General features: G+C 65.7%; 21 protein-coding genes and 1 pseudogene. 10 read left to right on the top strand and 12 right to left on the bottom strand.

Annotated features, from left to right (window positions below):
* The first annotated feature begins 78 nt into the window (after window positions 1-78).
* The 5 genes from AAFF19_RS04905 (at window position 79) to AAFF19_RS04885 (ending at window position 6,042) form a co-directional block, all read left to right on the top strand.
* Entirely contained in the window at window positions 79-1,566 is a 1,488-nt protein-coding gene (locus AAFF19_RS04905) for a DHA2 family efflux MFS transporter permease subunit (protein WP_182118377.1), read from the top strand.
* 14 nt (window positions 1,567-1,580) lie between these two features.
* Window positions 1,581-2,024 (top strand): universal stress protein, encoded by a 444-nt coding sequence (locus AAFF19_RS04900; RefSeq protein ID WP_182118108.1) that lies wholly within the window; start codon window positions 1,581-1,583, stop codon window positions 2,022-2,024.
* Window positions 2,025-2,090: 66 nt separating this feature from the next.
* Window positions 2,091-3,812 (top strand): NAD(P)/FAD-dependent oxidoreductase, encoded by a 1,722-nt coding sequence (locus AAFF19_RS04895; RefSeq protein ID WP_182118107.1) that lies wholly within the window; start codon window positions 2,091-2,093, stop codon window positions 3,810-3,812.
* Between the two features lie 56 nt (window positions 3,813-3,868).
* A complete protein-coding gene (locus AAFF19_RS04890) occupies window positions 3,869-4,357 on the top strand; it encodes a VUT family protein (protein WP_246330696.1) in 489 nt (162 codons plus the stop codon).
* 176 nt (window positions 4,358-4,533) lie between these two features.
* The gene (locus tag AAFF19_RS04885; RefSeq protein WP_342721390.1) at window positions 4,534-6,042 is read left to right on the top strand and encodes a DASS family sodium-coupled anion symporter; all 1,509 of its coding nucleotides are present in this window, start codon (window positions 4,534-4,536) and stop codon (window positions 6,040-6,042) included.
* A 75-nt stretch (window positions 6,043-6,117) separates the two neighbouring features.
* On the opposite strand, the gene htpX is transcribed toward AAFF19_RS04885, so the two are convergent.
* From htpX to AAFF19_RS04840, 9 genes and pseudogenes are all read right to left on the bottom strand, one after another.
* Window positions 6,118-6,996: a protease HtpX gene (gene htpX / locus AAFF19_RS04880; RefSeq protein ID WP_034693233.1), complete on the bottom strand. Its 879-nt coding sequence runs from the start codon at window positions 6,994-6,996 to the stop codon at window positions 6,118-6,120.
* 195 nt (window positions 6,997-7,191) lie between these two features.
* Window positions 7,192-7,965, bottom strand: a complete 774-nt coding sequence (locus AAFF19_RS04875) for a DUF3025 domain-containing protein (RefSeq protein WP_182118104.1) — start codon at window positions 7,963-7,965, stop codon at window positions 7,192-7,194.
* On the bottom strand, window positions 7,950-9,008 hold the full coding sequence (gene pyrC / locus AAFF19_RS04870) for a dihydroorotase (RefSeq protein WP_182118103.1): 1,059 nt from the start codon (window positions 9,006-9,008) through the stop codon (window positions 7,950-7,952). The genes AAFF19_RS04875 and pyrC overlap by 16 nt, the downstream gene beginning before the upstream one ends.
* Window positions 9,009-9,397: 389 nt before the next feature.
* Window positions 9,398-10,135 carry an amino acid ABC transporter ATP-binding protein gene (locus AAFF19_RS04865; RefSeq protein WP_008903767.1) on the bottom strand — a complete coding sequence of 246 codons (738 nt, stop codon included), beginning with the start codon at window positions 10,133-10,135 and terminating at the stop codon, window positions 9,398-9,400.
* 25 nt (window positions 10,136-10,160) lie between these two features.
* Window positions 10,161-10,826, bottom strand: coding sequence for an amino acid ABC transporter permease (locus tag AAFF19_RS04860; RefSeq protein ID WP_034693261.1), 666 nt, complete (start codon window positions 10,824-10,826; stop codon window positions 10,161-10,163).
* A gap of 1 nt (window position 10,827) precedes the next feature.
* A complete protein-coding gene (locus AAFF19_RS04855) occupies window positions 10,828-11,586 on the bottom strand; it encodes an amino acid ABC transporter permease (protein WP_008903769.1) in 759 nt (252 codons plus the stop codon).
* Between the two features lie 109 nt (window positions 11,587-11,695).
* The gene (locus AAFF19_RS04850; protein ID WP_008903770.1) at window positions 11,696-12,595 is read right to left on the bottom strand and encodes an amino acid ABC transporter substrate-binding protein; all 900 of its coding nucleotides are present in this window, start codon (window positions 12,593-12,595) and stop codon (window positions 11,696-11,698) included.
* A 118-nt stretch (window positions 12,596-12,713) separates the two neighbouring features.
* A pseudogene (locus AAFF19_RS04845) lies at window positions 12,714-13,606 on the bottom strand (amino acid ABC transporter substrate-binding protein).
* A 188-nt stretch (window positions 13,607-13,794) separates the two neighbouring features.
* Window positions 13,795-14,733, bottom strand: coding sequence for a LysR family transcriptional regulator (locus AAFF19_RS04840; RefSeq protein ID WP_034693264.1), 939 nt, complete (start codon window positions 14,731-14,733; stop codon window positions 13,795-13,797).
* Between the two features lie 247 nt (window positions 14,734-14,980).
* Here AAFF19_RS04840 and AAFF19_RS04835 point away from each other — a divergent pair, with 247 nt between their 5' ends.
* Together AAFF19_RS04835 and AAFF19_RS04830 are read left to right on the top strand one after the other, a co-directional pair.
* Entirely contained in the window at window positions 14,981-15,544 is a 564-nt protein-coding gene (locus tag AAFF19_RS04835; RefSeq protein WP_182118102.1) for a TRAP transporter small permease, read from the top strand.
* Window positions 15,541-16,839 (top strand): TRAP transporter large permease, encoded by a 1,299-nt coding sequence (locus tag AAFF19_RS04830; RefSeq protein WP_182118101.1) that lies wholly within the window; start codon window positions 15,541-15,543, stop codon window positions 16,837-16,839. Before AAFF19_RS04835 ends, AAFF19_RS04830 begins: the two co-directional genes overlap by 4 nt.
* 54 nt (window positions 16,840-16,893) lie before the next feature.
* Here AAFF19_RS04830 and AAFF19_RS04825 read toward each other — a convergent pair whose 3' ends face one another.
* The 3 genes from AAFF19_RS04825 to AAFF19_RS04815 are packed head-to-tail and all read right to left on the bottom strand — an operon-like array spanning window position 16,894 to window position 20,845.
* Complete coding sequence (locus AAFF19_RS04825; RefSeq protein WP_182118100.1) at window positions 16,894-18,252, bottom strand: UDP-glucose/GDP-mannose dehydrogenase family protein; 1,359 nt, start codon at window positions 18,250-18,252, stop codon at window positions 16,894-16,896.
* Window positions 18,249-19,259 (bottom strand): NAD-dependent epimerase, encoded by a 1,011-nt coding sequence (locus AAFF19_RS04820; RefSeq protein WP_182118099.1) that lies wholly within the window; start codon window positions 19,257-19,259, stop codon window positions 18,249-18,251. Before AAFF19_RS04820 ends, AAFF19_RS04825 begins: the two co-directional genes overlap by 4 nt.
* On the bottom strand, window positions 19,256-20,845 hold the full coding sequence (locus AAFF19_RS04815) for a glycosyltransferase family 39 protein (RefSeq protein WP_342721389.1): 1,590 nt from the start codon (window positions 20,843-20,845) through the stop codon (window positions 19,256-19,258). The genes AAFF19_RS04820 and AAFF19_RS04815 overlap by 4 nt, the downstream gene beginning before the upstream one ends.
* A gap of 114 nt (window positions 20,846-20,959) precedes the next feature.
* Here AAFF19_RS04815 and AAFF19_RS04810 point away from each other — a divergent pair, with 114 nt between their 5' ends.
* The 3 genes from AAFF19_RS04810 to AAFF19_RS04800 all read left to right on the top strand — a co-directional run bounded on the left by AAFF19_RS04810 (window position 20,960) and on the right by AAFF19_RS04800 (window position 24,105).
* Window positions 20,960-21,973, top strand: coding sequence for a glycosyltransferase family 2 protein (locus tag AAFF19_RS04810; RefSeq protein ID WP_182118097.1), 1,014 nt, complete (start codon window positions 20,960-20,962; stop codon window positions 21,971-21,973).
* Window positions 21,970-22,908 carry a lysylphosphatidylglycerol synthase transmembrane domain-containing protein gene (locus AAFF19_RS04805; protein ID WP_182118096.1) on the top strand — a complete coding sequence of 313 codons (939 nt, stop codon included), beginning with the start codon at window positions 21,970-21,972 and terminating at the stop codon, window positions 22,906-22,908. Before AAFF19_RS04810 ends, AAFF19_RS04805 begins: the two co-directional genes overlap by 4 nt.
* 159 nt (window positions 22,909-23,067) lie before the next feature.
* On the top strand, window positions 23,068-24,105 hold the full coding sequence (locus AAFF19_RS04800) for a DctP family TRAP transporter solute-binding subunit (RefSeq protein ID WP_182118095.1): 1,038 nt from the start codon (window positions 23,068-23,070) through the stop codon (window positions 24,103-24,105).
* Window positions 24,106-24,125: the final 20 nt, after the last annotated feature.

The following is a 24,125-nucleotide window of genomic DNA, read 5'->3' as shown; positions in this document are numbered from 1 at the left end:
ATGAGTCCAGCGACCACGGCGCCCGGCGCGCCCGCCGCACACCATGCCCCTGCAGCCCCCGCGCCGCTGAGCGGCCCGATGCTGATCATCGCCGCCTTGATGCTGGCCTCGGCCAACTTCATTGCGGTGCTCAACATGACCATCGCCAACGTGGCGGTGCCGAATATCGCCGGCGCGCTTGGCGCCGCTGCGAGCCAGGGCACCTGGGTCATCACCTCGTTCGCCGTGGGCGAGGCCATCACCGTGCCGCTGACCGGCTGGTTTGCCGCGCGCTTTGGTGCGGTGCGCGTGTTCGTGGTGTCGATGATCCTGTTCGGCATCTTCTCCATCCTGTGCGGCCTGTCCACCTCGATCGGCATGCTGGTGGTGATGCGCGTGTTCCAGGGCCTGAGCGGCGGCCCGCTGATGCCGCTGTCGCAAACGCTGATGCTGCGCATCTTCCCCAAGGACAAGGCGGGCGCGGCCATCGGTATCTGGTCGATGACGACCCTGGTGGCCCCCGTGGTCGGCCCCATCCTGGGCGGCTGGCTGGTGGACGACTACGCCTGGAACTGGGTGTTTCTGATCAACGCGCCCATTGCCATCGGCTTTGGCCTGGGCGCCTGGAAGCTGCTCCGCCACTACCAGGACAGCCCCGTGCGCAACCCGTTCGACAAGGTCGGACTGGCGTTGCTGCTGGTCTGGGTCATCGCGCTGCAACTGGTGCTCGACGAGGGCAAGAACCTCGACTGGTTTGCCTCCAGCCAGATCGTCGCGCTCAGCATCATTGCCGTGGTCGGGTTTGCCGCCTTCCTGATCTGGGAGCTGCACGAGAAGCACCCGGTGGTCGATCTGCGCGTGTTCCGCCACCGCGGCTTCAACGCGGCGGTGATCACCGTCAGCGTGGCCTATGCCGCCTTCTTTGGTGTCAGCGTGCTCACGCCGCTGTGGCTGCAAAGCTTCATGGGCTACACCGCCACGGACGCGGGCCTGGCCACTGCCTGGACCGGCGTGACCGCCTTGTTCGTCGCGCCCATGGTGGCCAACAGCAAGCGCGACCCGCGCGCGCTGGTGTTCTTTGGCGTGCTGTGGATGGCGCTGGTGACGCTGTGGCGCACGGTGGCCAACAGCGACATGGCGTTCTGGGACATTGCCATTCCGCTGGCGGTGATGGGCTTTGCGCTGCCGTTCTTCTTCATCCCGACCACGGGCATCGCCCTGGGCAGCGTGGAGGAGCGCGAGATGGACTCGGCCGCCGGGCTGATGAACTTCCTGCGCACGCTCTCGGGGGCGTTTGCCACCTCGGTCGTCACCACCGTGTGGGCCAACCAGACCACGCGCAACCACGCCGAGCTGGTGGGCCTGGCCGACCGCGATGGCAGCGTGCAGGCCCTGCTGCAGCAGTCGGGCACGCCGCCCGAAGTGGCCACACAGGTGGTGGACTATCTCATCGTTTCGCAAAGCGGCATGTTGTCCACCAACCAGGTCATGACCGGCATTGCCGTGATGTTCTTCATCGCCGCCGCCATCATCTGGATCGCCCCCAAGCCCACGCGCACCATCGAGCCTGGCGCCGGTGGGCATTGATGAAAGATACGACCATGTTCAAACACATCCTGGTTCCCACCGATGGCTCGGAGCTGTCGCTCGGCAACGTGGCACGGGCTGCCGCCTATGCCAAGGAAACCGGCGCACGCATCACGCTGTTCTACGCCCAACCTGAAGCGCCGTCAGCCTATGCGGGGCTGGGGGCCATGAGCAGCCCGCACCTCACCCAGGAGATCCATACCCGTCTCGACGAAGCCGCGCAGGAAATTCTCGATGCCGCAGACGCCGTGGTGCGCACAGCCGGCGCAAGTTGCCAGCGCGTGGTGCTCGTGGGCAGCAGGCCCTTTGAACTCATCATCGCTGCGGCAGACAGCCACGGTTGCGACCTGATTTTCATGGCCTCGCACGGGCGCTCCGGCGTCAGTGCCCTGCTGCTGGGCAGCGAGACACAGAAGGTGCTGGCGCACTCCCGCATTCCGGTACTGGTCTACCGGTGAGGCACGGCCGGTAAAATCTGCACTTTTGCATTGCACTTCGCCCGATAACCACGGGCCCGCAAGACCATGATCCGACTCTCCGAAATCCGGCTGCCGTTCACCGTAGCCGAAGCCCCCGATGCGCCGCTGCGCGCCGCTGCCACCCAGATCCTGGGCCTGGCCGACACCGACATTGCCCACCTGCACGTCTTCAAGCGCAGCTTTGACGCGCGCAAGGCCGATCTGCTGGCCGTCTACATCGTGGACATCACCCTGGCCCAGCCTGAACGCGAAGCCGCGCTGCTCGCAATGTTCGCCGGCAACCCGCACATCCAGCCCACGCCCGACATGGCCTGGCACCCTGTGGGCCAGGCCCCGGCAGACCTGCCCCTGCGCCCGGTGGTGGTGGGCTTTGGCCCCTGCGGCATCTTTGCCGCGCTGGTGCTGGCGCAGATGGGCTTCAAGCCCATCGTGCTGGAGCGTGGCAAGAGCGTGCGCGAGCGCACCAAGGACACCTGGGGCCTGTGGCGCAAGCGTGAGCTGCATGCCGAGAGCAACGTGCAGTTTGGCGAAGGCGGCGCCGGGACGTTTTCCGACGGCAAGCTCTACAGCCAGATCAAGGACCCGCGCCACCTCGGCCGCAAGGTGATGAACGAGTTCGTCAAGGCCGGCGCGCCTGAAGAAATCCTGTACGTCGCCCACCCGCACATCGGCACCTTCAAGCTGGTGAAGGTGGTGGAGAACCTGCGCGAGCAGATCATCGCGCTGGGCGGCGAGATCCGCTTCGAGCAGCGCGTGACGGACGTGATCATCGAAGGCCAGGGCGACCAACGCCATCTGCGCGGCCTCAAGGTGCTGAACCAGGCCACGGGCGAGACCAGCGAGCTGCGTGCTGACCATGTGGTGATGGCGCTGGGTCACAGCTCGCGCGACACCTTTGCCATGCTGTATGAGCGCGGCGTGGCGATGGAGGCCAAGCCATTTTCCATCGGCTTTCGCATCGAGCACCCGCAGGGCGTGATCGACCGCGCCCGCTGGGGCCGCCACGCCGGCCACCCGCTGCTGGGCGCGGCCGACTACAAGCTGGTGCACCATGCCGCCAACGGGCGCGCGGTGTACAGCTTCTGCATGTGCCCCGGCGGCACCGTGGTGGCCGCCACCAGCGAGCCGAATCGGGTGGTCACCAACGGCATGAGCCAGTATTCGCGCAACGAGCGCAATGCCAACGCGGGCATGGTGGTGGGCATCGACCCGCGCGACTACCCGCAGGACGCGCAGGCGTTTGAAACCCATCTGGGCCAGACCCATGGCGTGGAGCGCCTGGCCCCCGGGCAATTCCACCCGCTGTCGGGCAGCGTGCTGCAGCGCCAGCTTGAATCCAACGCCTTTGTACTGGGCGGGCGTGACTACAGCGCACCGGGCCAGCTGGTGGGTGACTTCATCAAAGGCACGCCATCCAGCCAGCTGGGTGATGTGGAACCTTCCTACAAGCCGGGCGTGGCTCTGGGTGACCTGCACGCCGCCCTGCCCGGCTACGCCATCGAGGCCCTGCGCGAGGCGCTGCCGGTGTTCGGCCGCAAGATCAAGGGTTTTGACATGCACGACGCGGTACTGACGGGCGTGGAAACACGCACTTCGTCGCCGCTCAAGATCGGGCGCGGTGAGAACCTGCAGAGCCTGAACACGCCCGGCCTGTACCCCGCGGGCGAAGGCGCCAGCTACGCAGGCGGAATTTTGTCGGCCGGGGTGGACGGCATCAAGGTGGGTGAAGCCGTGGCGCGCAGCCTGCTGGGCACAGGCGCCGCATGACCACAGCGACCCTGGCGCGCCCCGGCGTGGCGCAGTTTGCCGCCGCTGCCCTGGCCATGGCAGCGGTCGTGCTGGCCTCCAACATCCTCGTCCAGTACCCCATCAACGACTGGCTGACCTGGGGCGCCATCACCTACCCGGTGGCCTTTCTGGTGAGCGAGCTGGTCAACCGCGCCCATGGGCCCGCCCAGGCCCGGCGCGTGGCGTGGGTGGGGTTTGCGGTGGCCGTGGCAGCCTCGCTGGTGCTGGCGCCAGCGCGCATTGCCGTGGCTTCGGGCACTGCCTTTTTGCTGTCGCAATGGCTGGACATTGGCGTGTTTGACCGGTTGCGGCAAGGCAGCTGGTGGCGCGCGCCACTGGTGGCCACGCTGCTCGCGGCCATGCTGGACACCGCCGTGTTCTGGAGCATCGCGTTTGCGGTCACCGAAGGGCCCTGGGTGACCTGGGCACTGGGCGATCTGGCCGTGAAGCTCGCCCTGGGCGTGGCGCTGCTGCTGCCGTTTCGCTTGCTCATCAGCCGTCAGCTGGCGCAGCGCGCCACCTGAAGGCCCACGCGCGAAAGCACGGACGCGGTGGCGCCCGGCGGGCTTCCGCGCTCGTCACTTGACTTGCATCAACGTGCGCACCGTGCAGCGCGCAACACTGGAAGCTTGTGCGGGTATCTCTGGAAAACGATCTGCGCAGATCGCTTTCGCCCCGCCGCACCGACCGGAGTCCTTCGATGTCCCTTGCCGTGCCCAGCCCCGCCCCTACCACCCCTTCGGGAAGTCTCACCAAACGGCTCGGCCTGCTCGGCGCCCTGGTAGCGCTGCTGCTGGTGCTGGCATTGCCCACGCCGGCCGGGCTACCGGTAGCGGGGCAGACCATGCTGGCCATCCTGGCGTTCGCCGTGATCGTGTGGATGACCGAGGCGCTCGAATATTCGGTCAGCGCGGTGGTGATTGCCGCGCTGATGGTGTTCCTGCTGGCCTACGCGCCCAGCGTGGCCAAACCCGCTGGCGCAGGCATGGGCACAGGCGCGGCGCTGAATCTGGCGCTCTCAGGATTTGCCAACAGTGCCGTCGCGCTGGTCGCTGCCGCATGTTTCATCGCGTCGGCCATGACGGCCACGGGGCTGGACCGGCGCATCGCGCTCACGGTGCTGTCCAAGGTGGGGGCCAAGACGCACCACATCGTGATTGGCGCCATGGTGGTGGGCTTTTTGCTGTCGTTCATCGTGCCCAGCACCACGGCCCGCGTAGCGTGCCTGATGCCGATCATGCTGGGCTTTGTGCTGGCCTTCAAGGTGGACCGCAAAAGCCGCTTCGCCGCGCTGCTGGTCATCACCACGGCGCAGACCGCCAGCATCTGGAACGTGGGCATCAAGACCGCCGCAGCGCAGAATATGGTGGCCATCGGATTCATCGAAAAGCAGCTGGGCGCGCAGATCACCTGGGGCGAATGGTTTGTGGCGGCGGCCCCGTTTGCCGCGCTGATGACGGTGGCGCTGTTTTTCATCATGACGCGCATGATGAAGCCCGAGATGAAGGAAATCGCGGGCGGGCAGGAGACCATCCGCCAGCAGCTGGCCGAGCTGGGCCCCATGACGCTGAACCAGTGGAAGCTGCTGGCTCTGGTGCTGGTGCTGCTCGGTTTCTGGTCCACGGAAAAGGTGCTGCACAACTTCGACACCACCTCCACCACCGTGGCAGCCGTGGCGCTGATGCTGTTCCCGCGCATCGGCGTGATGGACTGGAAGCAGTCGCAAAAGGGTTTTCCGTGGGGCACCGTGGTGCTGTTTGCCGTGGGCATCAGCGTGGGTTCCGCCCTCTTGCAGACCAAGGCGGCGGGGTGGCTGGCCCAGCTCATCGTGAGCAACCTGGGGCTGCAGATGGCTTCGGCCTTTGCGATCCTGATGCTGCTGTCGGCCTTCCTGATCGTCATCCACCTGGGCTTTGCCAGCGCCACGGCCTTGGCCTCCACGATGATTCCCATCGTCATCAGCGTGCTGTCCACGGTGCAGACGCCCGGCATCAACGTCGTGGGCATGACGATGATCCTGCAGTTCGTGGTGAGCTTTGGCTTCATCCTGCCGGTAAACGCACCGCAGAACATGATCGCCTACGGCACCGACACCTTCGAAGCGCGCGACTTCATACGCACCGGCATCGTGATCACGCTGGCTGCGGCGGCCCTGCTGGTGGTCTTTGCGCTGACCTACTGGCCGTGGCTGGGGCTGATGGTGCACTGAGCCGCAGCGCCCCAGAAAAAGAAACCGCCGCGGGGCACGAGCCCGGCGGCGGTTTGCAGGCACGGGGCCCGGACCTTAGCCCTGCTGCGCGTTCTGCAGCGCGGCAATGCGCTCTTCAATGGGCGGGTGGGTGCTGAACAGCTTGCCAATGCCGCCGGCAATGCCCATGGCGGCCATGCTCTTGGGCAGTTCGGCAGGGTGGCTGCCGCCCAGGCGGGCCAGGGCGTTGATCATGGGCTGGCGGCGGCCCATGAGCTGCGCGGCGCCTGCGTCGGCGCGAAACTCGCGCTGGCGGCTGAACCAGGCCACGATCATGGCGGCCACGAAGCCCAGCACGATGTCGAGCACGATGGTGGTGGCGTAATAGCCGATGCCAGGGCCGGAGCGGTTTTCGTTGTTCTTGTTGAGGAAGCTGTCCACCGCGTATCCGATCACGCGCGACAGGAACACCACGAAGGTGTTCATCACGCCCTGGATCAGCGTCATGGTGACCATGTCACCATTGGCGATGTGGGCGACTTCATGGCCGATGACCGCCTCGACCTCTTCACGCGTCATGCCTTGCAGCAGGCCGGTAGACACCGCCACCAGCGCGCTGTTCTTGAACGCGCCCGTGGCGAAGGCATTGGGGTCACCCGGGAAGATGCCCACTTCCGGCATGCCGATGCCAGCCTGGTCGGCAAACTTTCGCACGGTATCGACAATCCAGCGCTCGTCGGCCGAGCCCGTGCCGTCGATAATCTGCACCTTGGCGCTCCACTTGGCCATGGGCTTGCTGATGAGCAACGAGATGATCGCGCCGCCAAAACCCATGATCAGCGAAAAACCCAGCAACGCCGTGAGGTTCAGGCCGTTGGCCGTGAGGTAGCGGTTGACGCCCAGCAGGCTCGCCACCACCCCCAACACCAGCACAACGGCCAGGTTGGTCATTACAAATAACATGATCCGTTTCATGGGTACTCCGTGGGACAAAACAATGGAATTACAAAAACACGCACTAGGCGGATGCCGGACCAGATGGGGGCCGTGGGCCCGGCTTCAAGCCAGCCGGGCGCAGCCGCGATTTCATCGCGCTATGGTAGGTGCAAATTTCGACAGTGGCCTTATCACACAGGCAGCGGCGGGAATTAGTACTGATCCAGCGTTGCATCAGGCGCCGTCGCCGCGACGCGGCGGCCGGAACACCAGAGGATCCGCATAAAAGGCAGCATCCCCATTGGCAGGCCACCAGCCGGGCACCCCGAGCACGGGCAACGGAGCAAACGGCTTGCCGGCCCACCGCTGGGTGTCGATATCCTGCGCCAGCCAGGCATCCAGATGCGCTACCAAATTAATAGCACATGGCGCTTGACAGACGTGCGCCACCATGGGTTTTCGTGGTGAAACAAGCTTTTCCAGCAGGGCATGCCCGAACAGCAGCAGCCGGGCCTCGTTCCAAAGCGGGCGCAGATCGACAAAAAGCGCCTGCCAGTTCCGCGCCCGCAGTGCCTGCCAGATCGGCTCGGGGGCCTGCAGCACAGCGCCGTTCTCGTCGAACAGGGTGAGCGCATCGCGCAGCGGCCCCCGCACCGCCTGCACCCCATGGGTGGCAATGGCCTGGGCCTGCAGCTGGTTCAGGCGGCGCTTGGTGTGCGGAAACCGCAGCCAGACCAGCCCGTTGAAGAAGTCGTGCAGGTTGTCGCGCGTGGGCACGCGGCGGGTGTCCCAGATGTACTGCTCGTAGGCGGTGCCTTCGGACAGCGCGGACTGGGGCACAAAGACCACGGGAGCACCCTTCGGCGCTGCGGTCTGCAATGCCTGGTGCACCGATGGGTCATCCTGCAGAAGCTGCTGGGCAAGGGGCTGGCCCAGGCCGCACCACGGCGCCAACCAGGGAGCGCTCCAGTCAATGGCGCCGAACGCTTCGCTTACACCAGCCGCCACGGCAGGGCTTCACCAGCGCGCAGGGGCTTGAGTTCGGCCTCGCCAAACGCAAAGCTGTCGGGCGGTGTCCACGACTCGCGGCGCAGGGTGATGGTGGTGGTGTTGCGCGGCAGGCTGTAGAAGTCGGGGCCGTGGAAACAGGCGAAGCCTTCGAGCTGGTCGAGCGCGCCCGCATTGTCGAAGGCCTCGGCGTACATCTCGATGGCCGCATGCGCGGTGTAGCAGCCGGCGCAGCCGGTGGCGTGCTCCTTGAGGTGCGCCGGGTGCGGTGCGCTGTCGGTACCCAGGAAGAACTTGCTGCTGCCGCTGGTGGCCGCCTGCACCAGGGCCACGCGGTGCGTTTCGCGCTTGAGCACCGGCAGGCAGTAGTAGTGCGGGCGCACGCCGCCGATGAAGATGGCGTTGCGGTTGTACAGCAGGTGGTGCGCGGTGATGGTGGCGGCCGTGTAGCGGTCGGCCTGCATCACATAGTCGGCCGCGTCCTTGGTGGTGATGTGCTCAAAGACGATCTTCAGCTCGGGGAAGTCGCGGCGCAGCGGGATGAGTTGCTGCTCGATGAACACCGCCTCGCGGTCGAACAGGTCAATGTCGCTGCTGGTGACTTCGCCGTGCACCAAGAGCAGCATGCCGGCCTTCTGCATGGCTTCCAGCGTCTTGTAAGTCTTGCGCAAGTCAGTCACGCCAGCGTCGCTGTTGGTGGTGGCGCCGGCAGGGTAGAGCTTGCAGGCCACCACACCGGCCGCCTTGGCGCGCACGATTTCTTCGGGCGGCAGGTTGTCCGTGAGGTACAGCGTCATCAGCGGCTCGAACTGCACGCCCGCTGGTACGGCGGCCAGGATGCGCTGCTTGTAGGCTAGGGCCTGCTCGGCCGTGGTGACCGGTGGGCGCAGGTTGGGCATGATGATCGCGCGGCCAAACTGGGCGGCCGTGTGCGGCACCACGGTGTGCAGCGCCTCACCGTCGCGCACATGCAAGTGCCAGTCGTCGGGGCGGGTGATGGTGAGGGTATCAGGCTGGGTGGGGGTGTCGGGTGCGGCTGTCATGGGCAGCATTGTCCCATCGGAGCGCTTGCTACTAATTTGATAGCTATCAGCGCTTTATGGATAAGCGCTGGCTGCCAAAAATGCTTGAAGTATCGCCATCCCAAGGGTGAATGCCGTGGAGCATCGAGGCTGCAGATCGGTGGCGGCGGTGCCCTGGCTTCGACGAGCTCAGCCCGAACGGTTGGTGTGGGACAGGTTCAGCCTCCAACAAGAGCCGCCAAAACAAAAGCACTCCGAAGAGCGCTTTGTTTTATCCAGCTGGCACCGCATGCGGCACCGCCCCATGAAACCGCCACTTCCCCACCCCAGCGCACCCGTGGATCCGGCTTCGCCGGTCCAGGGGGTGCGTCCCCCTCAGGGGGAAGGCGCGCAGCGCCGCAGGGGGAGCATCAGTGCGCCAGGATCTTGTTGAGAAAGTCCTTGGTGCGGGGCTGGCGCGCGTCGGGGTTGTTGAAGAAGTCTTCCTTGGAGCAGTCTTCCAGGATCTTGCCGCCCACGTCCATGAAGATCACGCGGTTGCTCACCTTGCGGGCAAAGCCCATTTCGTGGGTCACGCACATCATGGTCATGCCTTCGTTGGCCAGGCCCACCATCACGTCCAGCACTTCACCGACCATTTCCGGGTCGAGCGCGGAGGTGGGCTCGTCGAACAGCATCACGATGGGGTCCATGGACAGCGCACGCGCAATGGCCACGCGCTGCTGCTGGCCGCCCGAGAGCTGGCCGGGGAACTTGTCCTTGTGCGCCATCAGGCCCACGCGCTCGAGCATCTTGAGGCCGCGCTTCTTGGCGTCGTCCGCGCTGCGGCCCAGCACCTTGATCTGCGCAATCGTGAGGTTGTCCGTCACCGACAGGTGGGGGAACAGCTCGAAGTGCTGGAACACCATGCCCACGCGGCTGCGCAGCTTGGGCAGGTCGGTCTTGGGGTCGTGCAGCGCAATACCGTCCACCGTGATCTCGCCCTTCTGGAAGGGTTCGAGCGCGTTGATGGTCTTGATCAGCGTGGACTTGCCCGAGCCCGAAGGGCCGCAGACCACCACCACTTCCCCCTTCTGGATGGTGGCCGTGCATTCATTGAGCACCTGCACGGGGCCATACCACTTGGATACGTTCTTGAGTTCAATCATTTCTGGTTCCTCGGTCTCTTGTGCTTCAGCGGATGATGGCGATCTTCTGGTGCAGGCGTTTCACCATCCATGAAAGGGCGTAGCACATGACGAAATAGAGCACGGCTGCGGCCAGGTAGGCCTCGATGGGGCGGCCGAAGTTCTTGCCCGCCACCTCAAAGCCCTTGAGCATGTCGTAGGCACCAATCGCGTACACCAGCGACGTGTCCTGGAACAGGATGATGGTCTGCGTCAGCAGCACGGGCAGCATGTTGCGGAACGCCTGGGGCAGCACCACCAGCTTCATGTTCTGGCCATACGTCATCCCGAGCGCCTGGCCGGCATACACCTGGCCACGCGGAATCGACTGGATGCCGGCGCGCATGATTTCGCTGAAGTACGCCGCTTCAAAGGCGATGAAGGTGATGATGGCCGACATTTCAGCGCCGATGGGGCGGCCGATGATGGCAGGCACGAGCAGAAAGAACCACAGGATCACCATCACCAGCGGAATGCTGCGCATACCGTTGACGTAGATGGTGGCGGGCACTTCAAGCCACTTCTTGCCCGACAGCCGCATGAGCGCGAGCACGGTGCCAAACAGCACACCTCCAATGGTGGCGATCACCGTGAGCACCAGACTGAAGTACAGCCCCTTGAGCACGAAGTTGGAGATCAGCTCCCAGTTGTAGAAGGAAAAATCGATCGTCATGTCAATGCCCTCCCCCGGCAGCACCACTGACGACCATGCCAGGAATGCGGGCACGCTTTTCAATGAAGGCCATGATGCGGTTGATGGCGAACGCCGAGATGATGTAGAGCGCCGTCACCGCCAGATACACCTCAATGCCGCGCGAGGTCTCCTCCTGGGCCTGCATGGCGAACATGGTGAGCTCCGCCACCGACACCGCAAAGGCCACGGACGAGTTCTTGAAAATGTTCATCGTCTCGCTGGTCAGCGGCGGAATGATGATGCGAAACGCCATGGGCAGCAGCACATAGCGGTAGGTCTGGAAGGTGGTGAAACCCATGGCCAGCCCCGCATAGCGCTGGCCCCGTGGCAGCGACTGGATCCCCGAGCGCACCTGCTCGGCGATACGCGCCGAGGTGAAGAAACCCAGTGCAAACACCACCAGCGCAAACCCCGGCACACCCTGCAGCACCGGAAAGAAGCTGGGCAGCACGTGGTACCAGAGAAAAATCTGCACCAGCAGCGGAATATTGCGAAACAGTTCGACCCAGGCGTTGCCCAGGCGCACGATCACCGGCCGGTCCTGCAAGGTGCGCAGCGTACCGATCAATGACCCCAGCACAAGCGCCAGCACCAGGGCCAGCAACGAAACAGACACGGTCCAGCCCCAGGCCGACAGCATCCAGTCCAGGTACGTGATGTCGCCGCCTTTGCCAAAGCAGCTTTGCACGACTTCCCTGTCCATGGTGTCCTGGCAGAACACCTGCCAATCCCAACTCATAGGAGCACCCCTTTAGTTGTAGGGCCGCACCGGTGGCGCGGCCCTTTGCGAAGCCAACAAAAAAGCCCCTCCGAACCGGCTGGCCGAAGGGGCACAAGCTCTCTACAGATTACTTCTTGGCGTAGTCTTCCATGGGCTTGTCGTTGGGCGTTGCCCATGCAGCCTTGGTCGCTTCAGACATTGGCAGGCCGATCTTGGTGTTGGTAGGCGGCACAGGCTGCATGAACCACTTGTCGTACAGCTTGGCCAGGGAGCCGTCTGCGATCTGGCGCTTGATGGAGTCGTCCACAGCCTTCTTGAAAGCAGGGTCGTCCTTGCGCAGCATGCAGGCGATGGGTTCCACATTGAGCACTTCGCCCACGATCTTGTAGTCGGCAGGGTTCTTGGACTTGGAGATGTTGGCCGCCAGGATGGAGCCGTCCATCACGAAGGCGTCCGCACGGCCGGTTTCCAGCATCAGGAAACTGTCAGCATGGTCCTTGCCGAACACCTCCTTGAAATCCACGCCACCTGCGCGCTCATGCTTGCGCAGGGTTTGCACCGACGTGGTGCCGGTGGTGGTGGCAATGGTCTTGCCGTTGAGGTCCTTGATGGAGGTGATGCCCGAGCTTGCCTTGGTGGCGATGCGAACTTCTTCCACGTAGGTGGTCACGGCAAAGGCCACATCCTTCTGGCGCGCGGCGTTGTTGGTGGTGGAGCCGCACTCCAGGTCCACCGTGCCATTGGTCACCAGGGGGATACGGTTTTGCGAGGTGACGGGCTGGTACTTGATATCCAGCTTGGGCAGGCCCAGCTGCTTCTGGATGTCGGCCAGCACGATCTCACCCATTTCGGTGTGGAAACCCACAAACTTGCCATTGCCCAGCGTGTAAGAGAGACCGGAAGACTCGCGAACTCCCAGGGTCACGCTACCCGATGCCTTGATCTTGGCGAGGGTGTCGTTGGCCTGCGCAAAAGCGCTACCTACAGCCAGGGCGGTGACGGCGACCGCGAGCAGATGTTTCTTCATTGATATCTCCTTGTGTTGAAACCGGAAAAAAAGGGGGGGATTCTAGAGACTCGGCAGCGCCCGCGGTGTCGGGCGCCCGCCATCTCCAAAAAATGTGCACCCAGGGCCGAAATGGTAGTCAGAACGGCACCTGGTCGGTAGGGTATTTCCAGAAGTCGCGCAACAGGTAGCTGACGGGCAGGTTCAGCGCGGTGTTGGTGGGCGGTATCGGCTGGTTGAACCACTTGTCATAGATGGGGTAGATCTCGCGGCTGGTGATCAGCCTGCGCATCTCCTCGTCCACGAGCTTCTTGAACTCGGGGTCGTTTTTGGGAAGCATGATGGCCAGCGGCTCGGTGGTCATGAATCGGCCCACGATCTTGAGCGCCTTGGGGTCGGGGCGGCCCGCAGCCAGCCCATACAGCAGTACGTCGTCCATCACGAACGCGTCCGCCTCGCCCTTCTCGACCATTTCCAGTGCACGCGCATGGTCTGGTGCTTCGATGATGGTGATGCCCATCAGGCGTTCACGGTTGGCCTGGTCGGCAGCCTTGAGCGGGGTGGACCCCTTGGTGGACACCAGCCGCTTGCCATTGAGGTCTTCTACGCGGTCGATGGAGCTGTTTTGACCAGCAGCCGCGCGCCCGTGATGAAGTGGGGAATCGTGAACGCCACTTTCTGCCGCCGCTCGGCGTTGTTGGTGGTGGAGCCGCACTCGAGGTCCGCTTTGCCCTGCTCGATCATGGTGATGCGGTTGGCGGCCGTGACGGTCATGAACTCGACGGCCATGTCTTTTTTGCCGGTCTTACGGCGCACCACCTCGGCCAGCTGCAGGCAAAGGTCCAGCGCGTAGCCCATGGGCTTGCCGGTTTTCGCGTCGATGTACGAAAACGGTACGGACGACTCCCTGTGGGCAATCACCAGCTTTCCGCCAGCATTGATGCGATCCAGCACCGAGGCCTGCGCAGAAGCGGCAAAGCTGCTCAATGCGGCAACAAGGCCGCAGGCTATTCCCCAATGCTGAACGTTCATGCTGTGACTCGGTGAGTGGATGGATCGGAACTGCAATGTTCGTGCCATCGCCCTGGCCCTGGAACCGTGGGCTCAAGGAAGGCGCGTTGCGATGACCGACCCCGCGATGGCGCAGACTTTACGTGTCGGCCCCATGAAATTCCAATGCCGTTTGCGCGCGCAACTATGCAAAGCGTTTATATCCGTATTTACCCTAGGCATGACGTGGCCTGCGCCTGGAGGTACGTCCACAAGGCTTGCGCGGTTCCTTTGGGGGCCTCCTTGCCAGTCGGTTTCTCACGGTAGGCGCGGACATCCATCGTCATCTGCAGGTCGGTCGTGTCGGCAGGCGCCGCGCTGACAAGCCGGCGCGATCGCAGTTCTTTCTTGACAGCACTGTGCGGCAGGAAAGCGACGCCGTGGCCTTCGAGCGCCATGGCCTTGAGCCCTTCGGCCATGTCCGTCTCATACACCCTGTCCAGGTGAATGGGCGTGCCGGACTCCTTGAGAATCAGCTCCGTCACCCGCCCCAGGTACGCACCGGGCGCATAGCCCAGGTACGGCAAGGGCTGGCCTGCACGACCCGGCAGGCGGTGCACGGGCTGGCCCTCCGCGTCGGCCTTGCTGTAGGGCGAGAGCACCTCTTGCCCGAGACTGACCATTTCATAGCGGTCGGCATCCAGCTGGAAAGGCTGTGACGGGTGGTGGTAGGCGATGAGCAGGTCGCAACCGCCTTCCACGAGCCGCATCACGGCGTCGTGCACGTTGAGCGCAATCAAACGACTCTTGAACGGACCGAACTTGTCGTGCAGGCTCGACACCCAGGCGGGAAAGAAGGTGAACGCCAGCGTGTGCGGCACCGCGAACTCGATCATGTCCTTGCCGGCACTGGTGTGCGCACGCAGCATGGCGCGCGTGTTCTGCAGCGCCTGCAGCATCTCCAGCGCCTGGTCATAGAGGGTCTTGCCCGCGGGTGTGAGGCGTGTGGGGTAGGAGCTGCGGTCCACCAGATCGGTGCCCGCCCAGGCTTCGAGTGCCTGTATCCGCCGCGAAAACGCGGGTTGCGTCACGTGGCGCAACTGGGCAGAGCGGCTAAAGCTGCGCGTTTCCGCAAGACTGACGAAATCTTCGAGCCACTTGGTTTCCATGGGGCGCATTATCCGCCCGCGTTCACCGCCTTGCGCGCCAGGGGAACGCGGGTGATGAACGGTGCCGGCGCGCCGCACCCCTGCTGTGCAAGCCTGCCAGCCAGCCAGCCAGCCAACGCATAATGCCGGGCAGCGCCTGCCGCGCTGTTCCATGCCCGGGGCGGCAACGCCCCCGGCCCCCGGCGCACAACACCGCCGGGCAGGGCGGCGGGCTTTCGCACGTTCCCCCCTCCCACCACTGCCCTCCATGTCCACCCCTCCCACGCCAGGGCCCGCAACGGACACGCCGTCCCGCGCCACAGGCCCCGAGGCCGAACCCCGTTCGCTGCGCCTTGAAGACTGGCTCACCGTCATCGTGATGGCGACGCTGGCCCTGATCACCTTTGCCAATGTGCTGGTGCGCTATTTCACCAACTCGTCCTTTGCCTGGACGGAAGAGATCTCGATCTTTCTGATGATCGTTCTGGCGCTGGTGGCGGGCTCTGCGGCGGTGGCGCGCAACCAGCACATCCGTATTGAATACTTTGCCGAAGGCGGCACAGCGCAGCGCCGCAAGCGCCTGGCGCAACTGGGAGCCATCAGCGTCGCCCTGCTGTTCGGGCTCATTGCCGTGCTCAGCGTGCGCGTGGTGTGGGACGACTACCGTTTTGGGGAAACCTCGCCGGGCATCGGCGTGCCTCAGTGGTGGTATTCGATCTGGCTGCCGATACTGTCCACGCTGATTGCGGCCCGCTCCCTGGGAGTGCTGGTGAGACGCACACGCGCCACGCCCGGCGAAGCCGCATCGCCCCCTGATGGGGATCAACCATGATCGCCACACTGCTGTTCGTGGCCTTTCTGGGCCTGATGTTTCTGGGCGTTCCGATAGGCGCTGCGCTGGGCCTGGCGGGCGCCGCGGCGATTGCACTGGCCAACGCCGACAGCCAGTGGTTCGGCCTGCTGGCCGTGCCCCAGAACTTCTATGCAGGCCTGGGCAAATACCCGCTGCTGGCCATTCCCATGTTCGTCCTGGTGGGCTCGATCTTTGACCGCTCGGGCGTGGCACTGCGGCTGGTGAACTTTGCCGTATCCATGGTCGGGCGCGGGCCGGGCATGCTGCCGCTGGTGGCGATTGCGGTGGCGATGTTCCTCGGGGGCATCTCGGGCTCTGGCCCGGCCAATGCTGCTGCCGTGGGCGGAGTGATGATTGCCGCGATGGCACGCGCGGGCTATCCGCCCTCCTTCTCGGCCAGTGTGGTGGGGGCGGCTGCGGCCACCGACATCCTCATCCCGCCATCCGTCGCGTTCATCATCTACTCGGTGCTGGTGCCCGGCGCCTCGGTACCCGCACTGTTTGCAGCGGGCATGGTGCCCGGCGTGCTGGCGGGCATTGCACTGATCGTGCCCGCCGTGTGGATGGCGCGCAAGCACAAGATGGGCACGCTGGAGTCCACCCTGCCCCGCCCGGCCTTCTGGAAGAGCCTGCGCGAAGCCAGCTGGGGCCTGGCCGCTCCGGTGCTGATTCTGGGCGGCATGCGCGCGGGCTGGTTCACGCCCACCGAGGCAGCGGTGGTGGCGGTGTTCTACGGCCTGTTTGTGGGCATGGTGGTGTACCGCACGATCTCCGTGCGCGACCTCTTTCCCATCCTGCGCGAATCGGGCGAGCTGTCGGCGGTGATCCTGCTGGTTGTATCGCTGGCGGGCATCTTTGCGTATTCACTGTCCACGCTGGGCGTGATCGATCCGGTGGCCAAGGCCATCGTGAACTCGGGCCTGGGGGAATACGGCGTGCTGGCACTGCTCATCGTGCTGCTCATCACCGTGGGCATGTTCCTTGACGGCATCTCGATCTTCCTGATCTTCGTGCCGCTGCTGCTGCCCATCATGAACCACTACCAATGGGACCCGGTGTGGTTTGGCGTGATCCTGACCCTGAAGGTGGCCCTGGGCCAGTTCACGCCACCGCTGGCCGTGAACCTCATGGTGTCGTGCCGCATTGCCGGCGTGCGCATGGAGTCCACCGTGCGCTGGGTTGGCTGGATGCTGTTGGCCATGTTCCTCGTCATGGTGCTGGTGATTGCATTCCCCCAGCTGGCCCTGTGGCTGCCCGCAAGGCTGGGTTACTGACTTGAGGCAACGCTGAACAGGTCCCTCATGCGCCGCGAATCCCGGGAAATGTTTTCAGCGTCGCCCTGAGGGCAGGCCCTGCGCCGCAGGGACCGGCCGACCAATCGACACGTAGTGCAGCCCATAACGCGCAGGCAGCTCAGGCGGGTAGAGGTTGCGCCCGTCAAACACGGCACGGTCGCGCAGAAGCTCGGCCATGCGCGCAAAGTCCGGCACGCGAAAGGCTTTCCATTCGGTGACGATGGCCAGCGCATCCGCTCCCTCCAGCGCCTGCAGCGGGCTGGCGCACAGGCGCAGGTCGGGCCGCTCGCCGTACAGCCGACGGGCCTCCTCCATGGCCACCGGGTCGTGGGCCTGCACGCTGGCGCCCGCGGCCCACAGCGCTTCCATCAGGGTGCGGCTGGGGGCTGCACGCATATCGTCGGTATTGGGCTTGAAGGCCAGGCCCCACAGTGCAATCACCTTGCCCTGCAGCTGCCCCTCGTAGTGGGCGCGGATGCGCTCGAACAGCACGCGCTGCTGCGCGGCGTTGCGCTGCTCGACAGCCTCCAGCACCACGGGGCGCAGGCCCACGCTGTGCGCCGTGTGGATCAGCGCCTGCACATCTTTGGGAAAGCAGCTGCCGCCGTAGCCAGCGCCCGGGTAAATGAAGTGGTAGCCGATGCGCGGGTCGCTGCCAATGCCCTGGCGCACCGCTTCAATGTCGGCGCCCAGCTGTTCGGCCAGGTTGGCCATCTCGTTCATGAAGCTGATCTTGGTCGCCAGCATGGCGTTGGCAGCGTATTTGGTGAGCTCTGCGCTGCGCACGTCCATCACCAGGAGCTTGTCGCGGTTGCGGTTGAACGGGGCGTAGAGCTCGCGCAACTGGCGCCCGGCACGGGCACTGTCGGTGCCTATCACGATCCGGTCGGGCCGCTGGCAGTCGGCCACGGCCGCGCCTTCCTTGAGGAATTCGGGGTTGGAGACGACGTCGAACTCCAATTCCAGCCCCCGCGCTGCCAGACCTTCACGCACGGTGGCGGCCACACGGTCGGCGGTGCCCACGGGCACGGTGGATTTGTTGACGATGCACAGCGGTTTGTCCATGTGCTGCGCCACCGTGCGCGCCACCGCCAGCACGTGGCGCAGGTCGGCGCTGCCATCCTCGCCCGGCGGCGTGCCCACAGCCAGGAACAGCACCTCGGCATGGCGCACGCCCTCGGCGGCATCGGTGGTAAAGCGCAGGCGCCCCAGGGCGGCGTTGTCCGCCACCAGGGGCTGAAGCCCGGGTTCATAGATGGGAATGCGCCCGGCGCGCAGTGCCTGCACCTTGGCTTCGTCCACGTCCACGCACAGCACCTCATGGCCCACATCGGCCAGCACGGCCCCTTGCACCAGGCCCACATAGCCTGTGCCAAATACGGTGACTTTCATGCTGCGTAAAACTCCTTGAACCACTGTACAAAGCGGGCCACCCCGTTGCTGACCTGGGTGTTGGGCGCAAACCCCACCCACTCGGCCAGCGCACGGGTGTCGGCGGCGGTGGCGGTCATGTCGCCGGGCTGCACGGGCAGCAGGCGCTTGCTGGCCTGTACGCCCAGCGCGGCCTCGATGGCGGCGATGTAGTCCATCAGCACCGTCGGCTGGTTGTTGCCGATGTTGAACACCCGGTAGGGTGCCTGGCCGCGGCCGGGGTGTGGCGCCTGCGGATTGAAGGCCGGATCGGGCGTGGCGGGCTTGTCCAGCACGCGCAGCACGCCCTCGACGATGTCGTCGATGTAGGTGAAATCGCGCACCAGCTGGCCCTGGCCATAGACGTCAATGGTCTCCCCCGCCAGGATGGCCTGGGTGAACTTGAACAGCGCCATGTCGGGCCGCCCCCAGGGGCCATACACCGTGAAGAACCGCAGCCCGGTGGTGGGCAGCTGGAACAGGTGGCTGTAGGTGTGCGCCATCAGCTCGTTGGACTTCTTGGTGGCCGCATACAGGCTGATGGGGTGGTCCACCGCGTCGGCCTCGCTGAAGGGAAGCCGGGTGTTGCCGCCATACACGCTGGAGCTGCTGGCATACACCAGGTGCTGGACCGGCCAGGCCCGGCAGGCCTCCAGCAGGTTCACAAAGCCCGCCAGGTTGGCATCCACGTAGGCGTGCGGCTGGTCGATGGAATAGCGCACCCCCGCCTGCGCCGCCAGATGCAGCACGCGGGCGGGGCGCACCCGCGCAAACAGCTCGGGCAACGCCTGGCGGTCAGCGATGTCCAGCCGCTCGAAGCGGAAGTTCGGATGCGGCAACAGGCGCGCCAGCCGCGCTTCTTTCAGCGCCGGGTCATAGTAGGCATTGAGGTTGTCGATGCCGACCACGGTGTCGCCGCGCGCCAGCAGGCGGGCGCAGGCGTGCATTCCGATGAATCCGGCAGCGCCAGTGACAAGCACAGTGTTCATGGCGAAGGCAATGGGTTGGGGGATCGTGGTGAGGCAGCAGGGGGCGCTGCCAGGGCTGGATGCCAGAGAAACTGGTAGCGCATGGGAGGCTGGCCCGCTTTCGCGTGCAGGTAGGGCAGCTCCAGCGTGACCGCCGTTGTGGGCAACGCGGGCGTGTGCCACCAACCGGACGGCGGCTGTGGAGCGCCGCGCGCCACCTGCAGCCATCGCTGGTTTGCTCCGCCGCGCAACACCTCCACTGCGCATGCGCCTGCGGGCGGCTCCGTTGGGGGCGTGGCCTGCGGGGCGGGCACCTTGCACACGGATACCGGCGCCTGCACAAACTGCAGCCGCAGCTGCCCGGCCAGCACGGCATCGCCCGCCACAATCGGGCTGCGGCCGTCATAACCGGCTGCGCGCAGGGCGCCAGCCAGCGCGGCGACGGGCTCGTTCAGCTCGTCGGGTGCGCCCCGCTGGCCATTGGCCCAGACCCGCAGGCTCAGCGCCAGCCACACCAGCACCGCCATGCCCAGCAGCATCCCGCCAAACAGCCTGCCGCCCCGATGCCCTGCCAGCCCGGGCCGCCAAGCAAACGCCATCAGCGGCACCGTACACAGCAGCGGGTAGAGCCAGCGGCCCTTGATGTGCGTGACACCGCCCACAACGACCAGCGCCGCGAGCGCCAGCGCCAGCAGCAGCACATAGCGGCCAAACAGGGGCAAGACACTGTCGGAAAGACCTGGACCCGGGCTGGGCTCCGCCACCGCTGGCGGGGGCGTGGGCCGCCACCAGCCGCTGCGAAACGCCACCAGCGCCAACAGGGCAAAAAGCAGCAGGTTGGCCAGCACCGCCTTGGCCAGGCTCAGCACGCCGCGCACCACCGGGTGCTGGTCGCCAACGGACTGCAGCTTGCCCATGGTGGGGGCACTGGCGGCCTGCCAGTGCTCCAGCAGCCACAGGCCATGCGGCAGCACAACGAGCAGTGCCAACACCGGCAGCCACCAGGCCCCACGCTCGCGCAGCAGTGCCCGGCCTGCCGGCAGCGACAACAGTGCGCCGCCCAGCACCGCGGCAAACAGCGCGAAACTGTATTTGGACAGCATGCCCAGCCCCAGCAGCAACCCCAGCAGCGCGAACCCCGCCGGGCGGGGCTGGCGCAGCTGGCGCAACAGCGCCCACCAGGTGGCGGCGACCAGACAGGTGAGCAGCACCGAGTGCGTCAGATCGCGCAGCGATTCCCACCCCATGGCGGGGATCAGCAGCAGGCTTGCCGCCGCCCACAGCGCTGCGCGCTCGGGCATCAGGGGCAGGGCCGTGCGCCACACCAGCACCAGCGTCAGGCCCAGCAGCATGAATTTCAGGCTCGACAGGGCCAGCACGCTCGGCCCCAGCAGGGCAAACCACCCCGCTTGCAGCCACGTGTACAGCGGCGGCTGGCTGCCATAACCCCAGGCGAGCGTCTGGCTCCACAGCGCCTGTTCGGCCTCATCCAGTTCCAGCGCTGGCGACACCGCCACGCGCGACGCCACATGGGCGAGCATCCAGAGCAGGCACCACGCAAGCGGGTGCATCCAGGGGGACCAACGGGGCGGCGGAGCAAAAGACACGGTAGGTAACCAGAAAATAAAGCCGCAGCGGCCCAGAGAGCAAGGCGGGCAGCGGCTTGGCGGGCCTTTGCCTTGGCACAATACCAAGTCCATCGACCACACCCGAACCAACCCATGCGCGATTCCAGCACCACACCGCCCGAAGTCTCGATTGTGGTGCCCATTTATAACGAACTCGAGAATCTTCCCGACTTGGTCGAGCGCATTCATGGGGCAATGGCCACCCAGCCCCTGAGCTTCGAGCTGATTGCGGTAGACGACGGCTCCAGCGACGGCAGTGCTGCCCGCCTGCGCGAGCTCACCGACGGCCGGCCCTGGCTGCGCGCGGTGTGCCTGGTACGCAACTACGGCCAGTCGGCCGCCCTGCAGGCGGGTTTTGACCAGGTCCGCGGCCGCTATGTGGTCACGCTGGATGCCGATCTGCAAAACGAACCCCAAGACATCCCCCTGCTGCTGCAGCGCCTGGAGACCGACCCCGACGTGGACATGGTGTCGGGCTGGCGCCACCAGCGGCAGGACAAGGCCCTGTCGCGACGCCTGCCCTCCATGCTGGCCAACCGGCTCATTTCGCGCAGCACCGGCGTGCACCTGCACGACTACGGCTGCGCGCTCAAGGCCTACCGCCGCCCCATCATCGACCGCATCCGCCTGTATGGCGAGCTGCACCGGTTCATCCCCTCGCTGGCCAAAGAAGCCGGCGCGCGCATCACCGAGGTGCCGGTGCGCCACCACGCCCGCACCCGGGGCGTTTCCAAATACGGCATCGACCGCACCTTCCGCGTGATCCTAGACCTGATGCTGATCGTGTTCTTCATGCGCTATCGCCACAGGCCGCTGCACGCCTTTGGCGGCATGGGCCTGTGGCTGGCCACGCCGGGCCTGCTGATGCTGGCCTGGCTCGCGGGGCTCAAGCTGCTGGGGCACGATGTGGGCGGGCGGCCGCTGCTGATCACGGGCGTGATGCTGCTGCTGATGGGGCTGCAGCTCATCGTGGCCGGTCTGGTGGGCGAGATGCTGATCCGCATCTACCACGAAGGCCGGGGGCAGCCCCAGTTTTACGCGCACGAGCACGACCCACTGGCCGACACAGCCCCTGCAGCCGGCCCACCTGACGCCCCGCTGGCATGAGCCGCGCCCACAAGGCCCTGCTGCGCGGGCTGCTGGGTCTGGGCCTCTTGCTGGGCGTGGTGGTGCTGGCGGATCTTTCGCAGCTGTGGCAACGGCTGCGACAGGCGCAGCCGTTGTGGCTTCTGGCGGGGCTGGCGCTGGCGCTGGCATCCAACATCGTGTCCGCCCTGCGCTGGCGGGCACTGGTGCAGTGGCTGGGGGCAAAGATGCCTTGCCGGTCTGCGCTGCGCTGGTACTTCCAGGCCATGGGGCTGAACGCCCTGCTGCCCGGCGCCGTGGTGGGCGGCGACGTGTACCGGGCGGTGGCCTTGCGGCAAAGCGGCGAGGGTGCCATGGCGGCCAGTGCCTCGGTCGTGCTGGACCGGCTCAGCGGGGTGTGGATGCTGTGCGTGCTCGGTGCCCTGGGTGCGCTGGCCTCGGCCCCGGTGCTCGCGCCCTGGGCGGGGGTGCCTGCCTGGGCCCTGGCCGGCCTGGCAGGCTTGGCCGCCGGCCTGGGGCTGGTGCTGCCCTGGGCCGGCATGCGGCATTTACGCCGCCGCAAAGCGCCCCCGCACCGCTGGCTGGCCGCGCTGCACACACTGGCCAACCAGCCCGATACGGGGCAGCGGCTGCTGCGCCAGGCGCTGGCATCCATGGCGGTGCAGGTGCTGTCGGCCGCCGCACTGGCAGCGGGTGCATGGGCCCTGGGGGTGCAGGCACCCTGGTCGGCCTGGGCCTTTGCCATGGCGCCCATCTTTTTGCTGGCTGCGCTGCCCGTCAGCGTGGGGGGCTGGGGCACCCGCGAGGCCGCCGCCGTGCTGGCGCTGGCACCCTTTGGCGTGGACGCCGCCGGCGCCGTGGGTGCGGCCCTGGTGTATGGCCTGTATGGACTGGTGCAGGGCGGCGCAGGGGCGCTGGCGTTCGGCCTCGGTGCCACGCGGGACAACCATCCGTAGCGCCGCACCATGGGCAACGCTGGCACGCTGCCCCCGCCCTCGCGGGCACGGCTGCCGCACCCGCCGCCACCAGCAAAACATCACTTTGATGGTAGAAAGTGGCCCTAACGCTTGTCAAAAAAGCGCCATCAGCTATTTATTTCATAGTAAGGAGACTCCATGAAACTGCGCACCTTCCTCACCACCGCCCTGGCCGCTGCCGCCGCCCTCGCCTTCACGGCGCCAGCCGCCATCGCACAGACGGCGTACAAGAGCGAGTACCGCATGTCGCTGGTGCTGGGCCCCGCGTTCCCCTGGGGCAAGGGCGGCGAGCTGTGGGCCAACAAGGTGCGCGAGCGCACCAATGGCCGCATCAATATCAAGCTCTACCCCGGCGTCTCGCTGATCCAGGGCGACCAGACGCGCGAGTTCAGTGCGCTGCGCCAGGGCGTGATCGACATGGCCGTGGGCTCCACCATCAACTGGTCGCCGCAGGTCAAGCAGCTCAACCTGTTCTCGCTGCCCTTCCTGTTCCCCGACTACGCGGCCGTCGATGCCGTGACGCAGGGTGACGTGGGCAAGAGCATCTTTGCCACGCTGGACAAAGCCGGTGTGGTGCCGCTGGCCTGGGGCGAAAACGGCTACCGCGAAATCTCCAACTCCAAGCTGGCCATCAAGAGCCCCGCCGACCTCAAGGGCCTGAAAATCCGCGTGGTGGGCTCGCCCCTGTTCCTGGACACCTTCACCGCCCTGGGCGCCAACCCCACGCAGATGAGCTGGGCCGATGCGCAGCCCGCCTTTGCCAGCGGCGCGGTGGACGGGCAGGAAAACCCATTATCCATCTTCACCGCCGCCAAGCTGCACAGCGTGGCGCAAAAGCACATCACGCTGTGGGGCTACGTGAACGACCCGCTGATCTTTGTGGTGAACAAGGAAGTGTGGAACAGCTGGACCCCGGCCGACCGGGAGATCGTCAAGCAGGCCGCCATCGAGGCCGGCAAGGAAGAAATCGCCATCGCCCGCAAGGGCGTGATCGAGGCCGACAAGCCGCTGCTCAAGGACATCGCCGCCCTGGGCGTTACGGTCACCCAGCTCACCCCGGCCGAACGTGAGGCGTTTGTGAAAGCCACGCGCCCCGTGCACGACAAGTGGAAGGGGCAGATCGGCGCCGACCTGGTGAACATGGCCGAAAAGGCCATTGCAGCCCGCAAACAGTAAGAACAGGCCAGGGCGAGCGC

Origin of the sequence: Acidovorax sp. FHTAMBA (assembly GCF_038958875.1) — a bacterium.
GTDB lineage: Bacteria > Pseudomonadota > Gammaproteobacteria > Burkholderiales > Burkholderiaceae_C > Acidovorax.
This window is presented reverse-complemented; position numbering and strand designations above follow the sequence as displayed.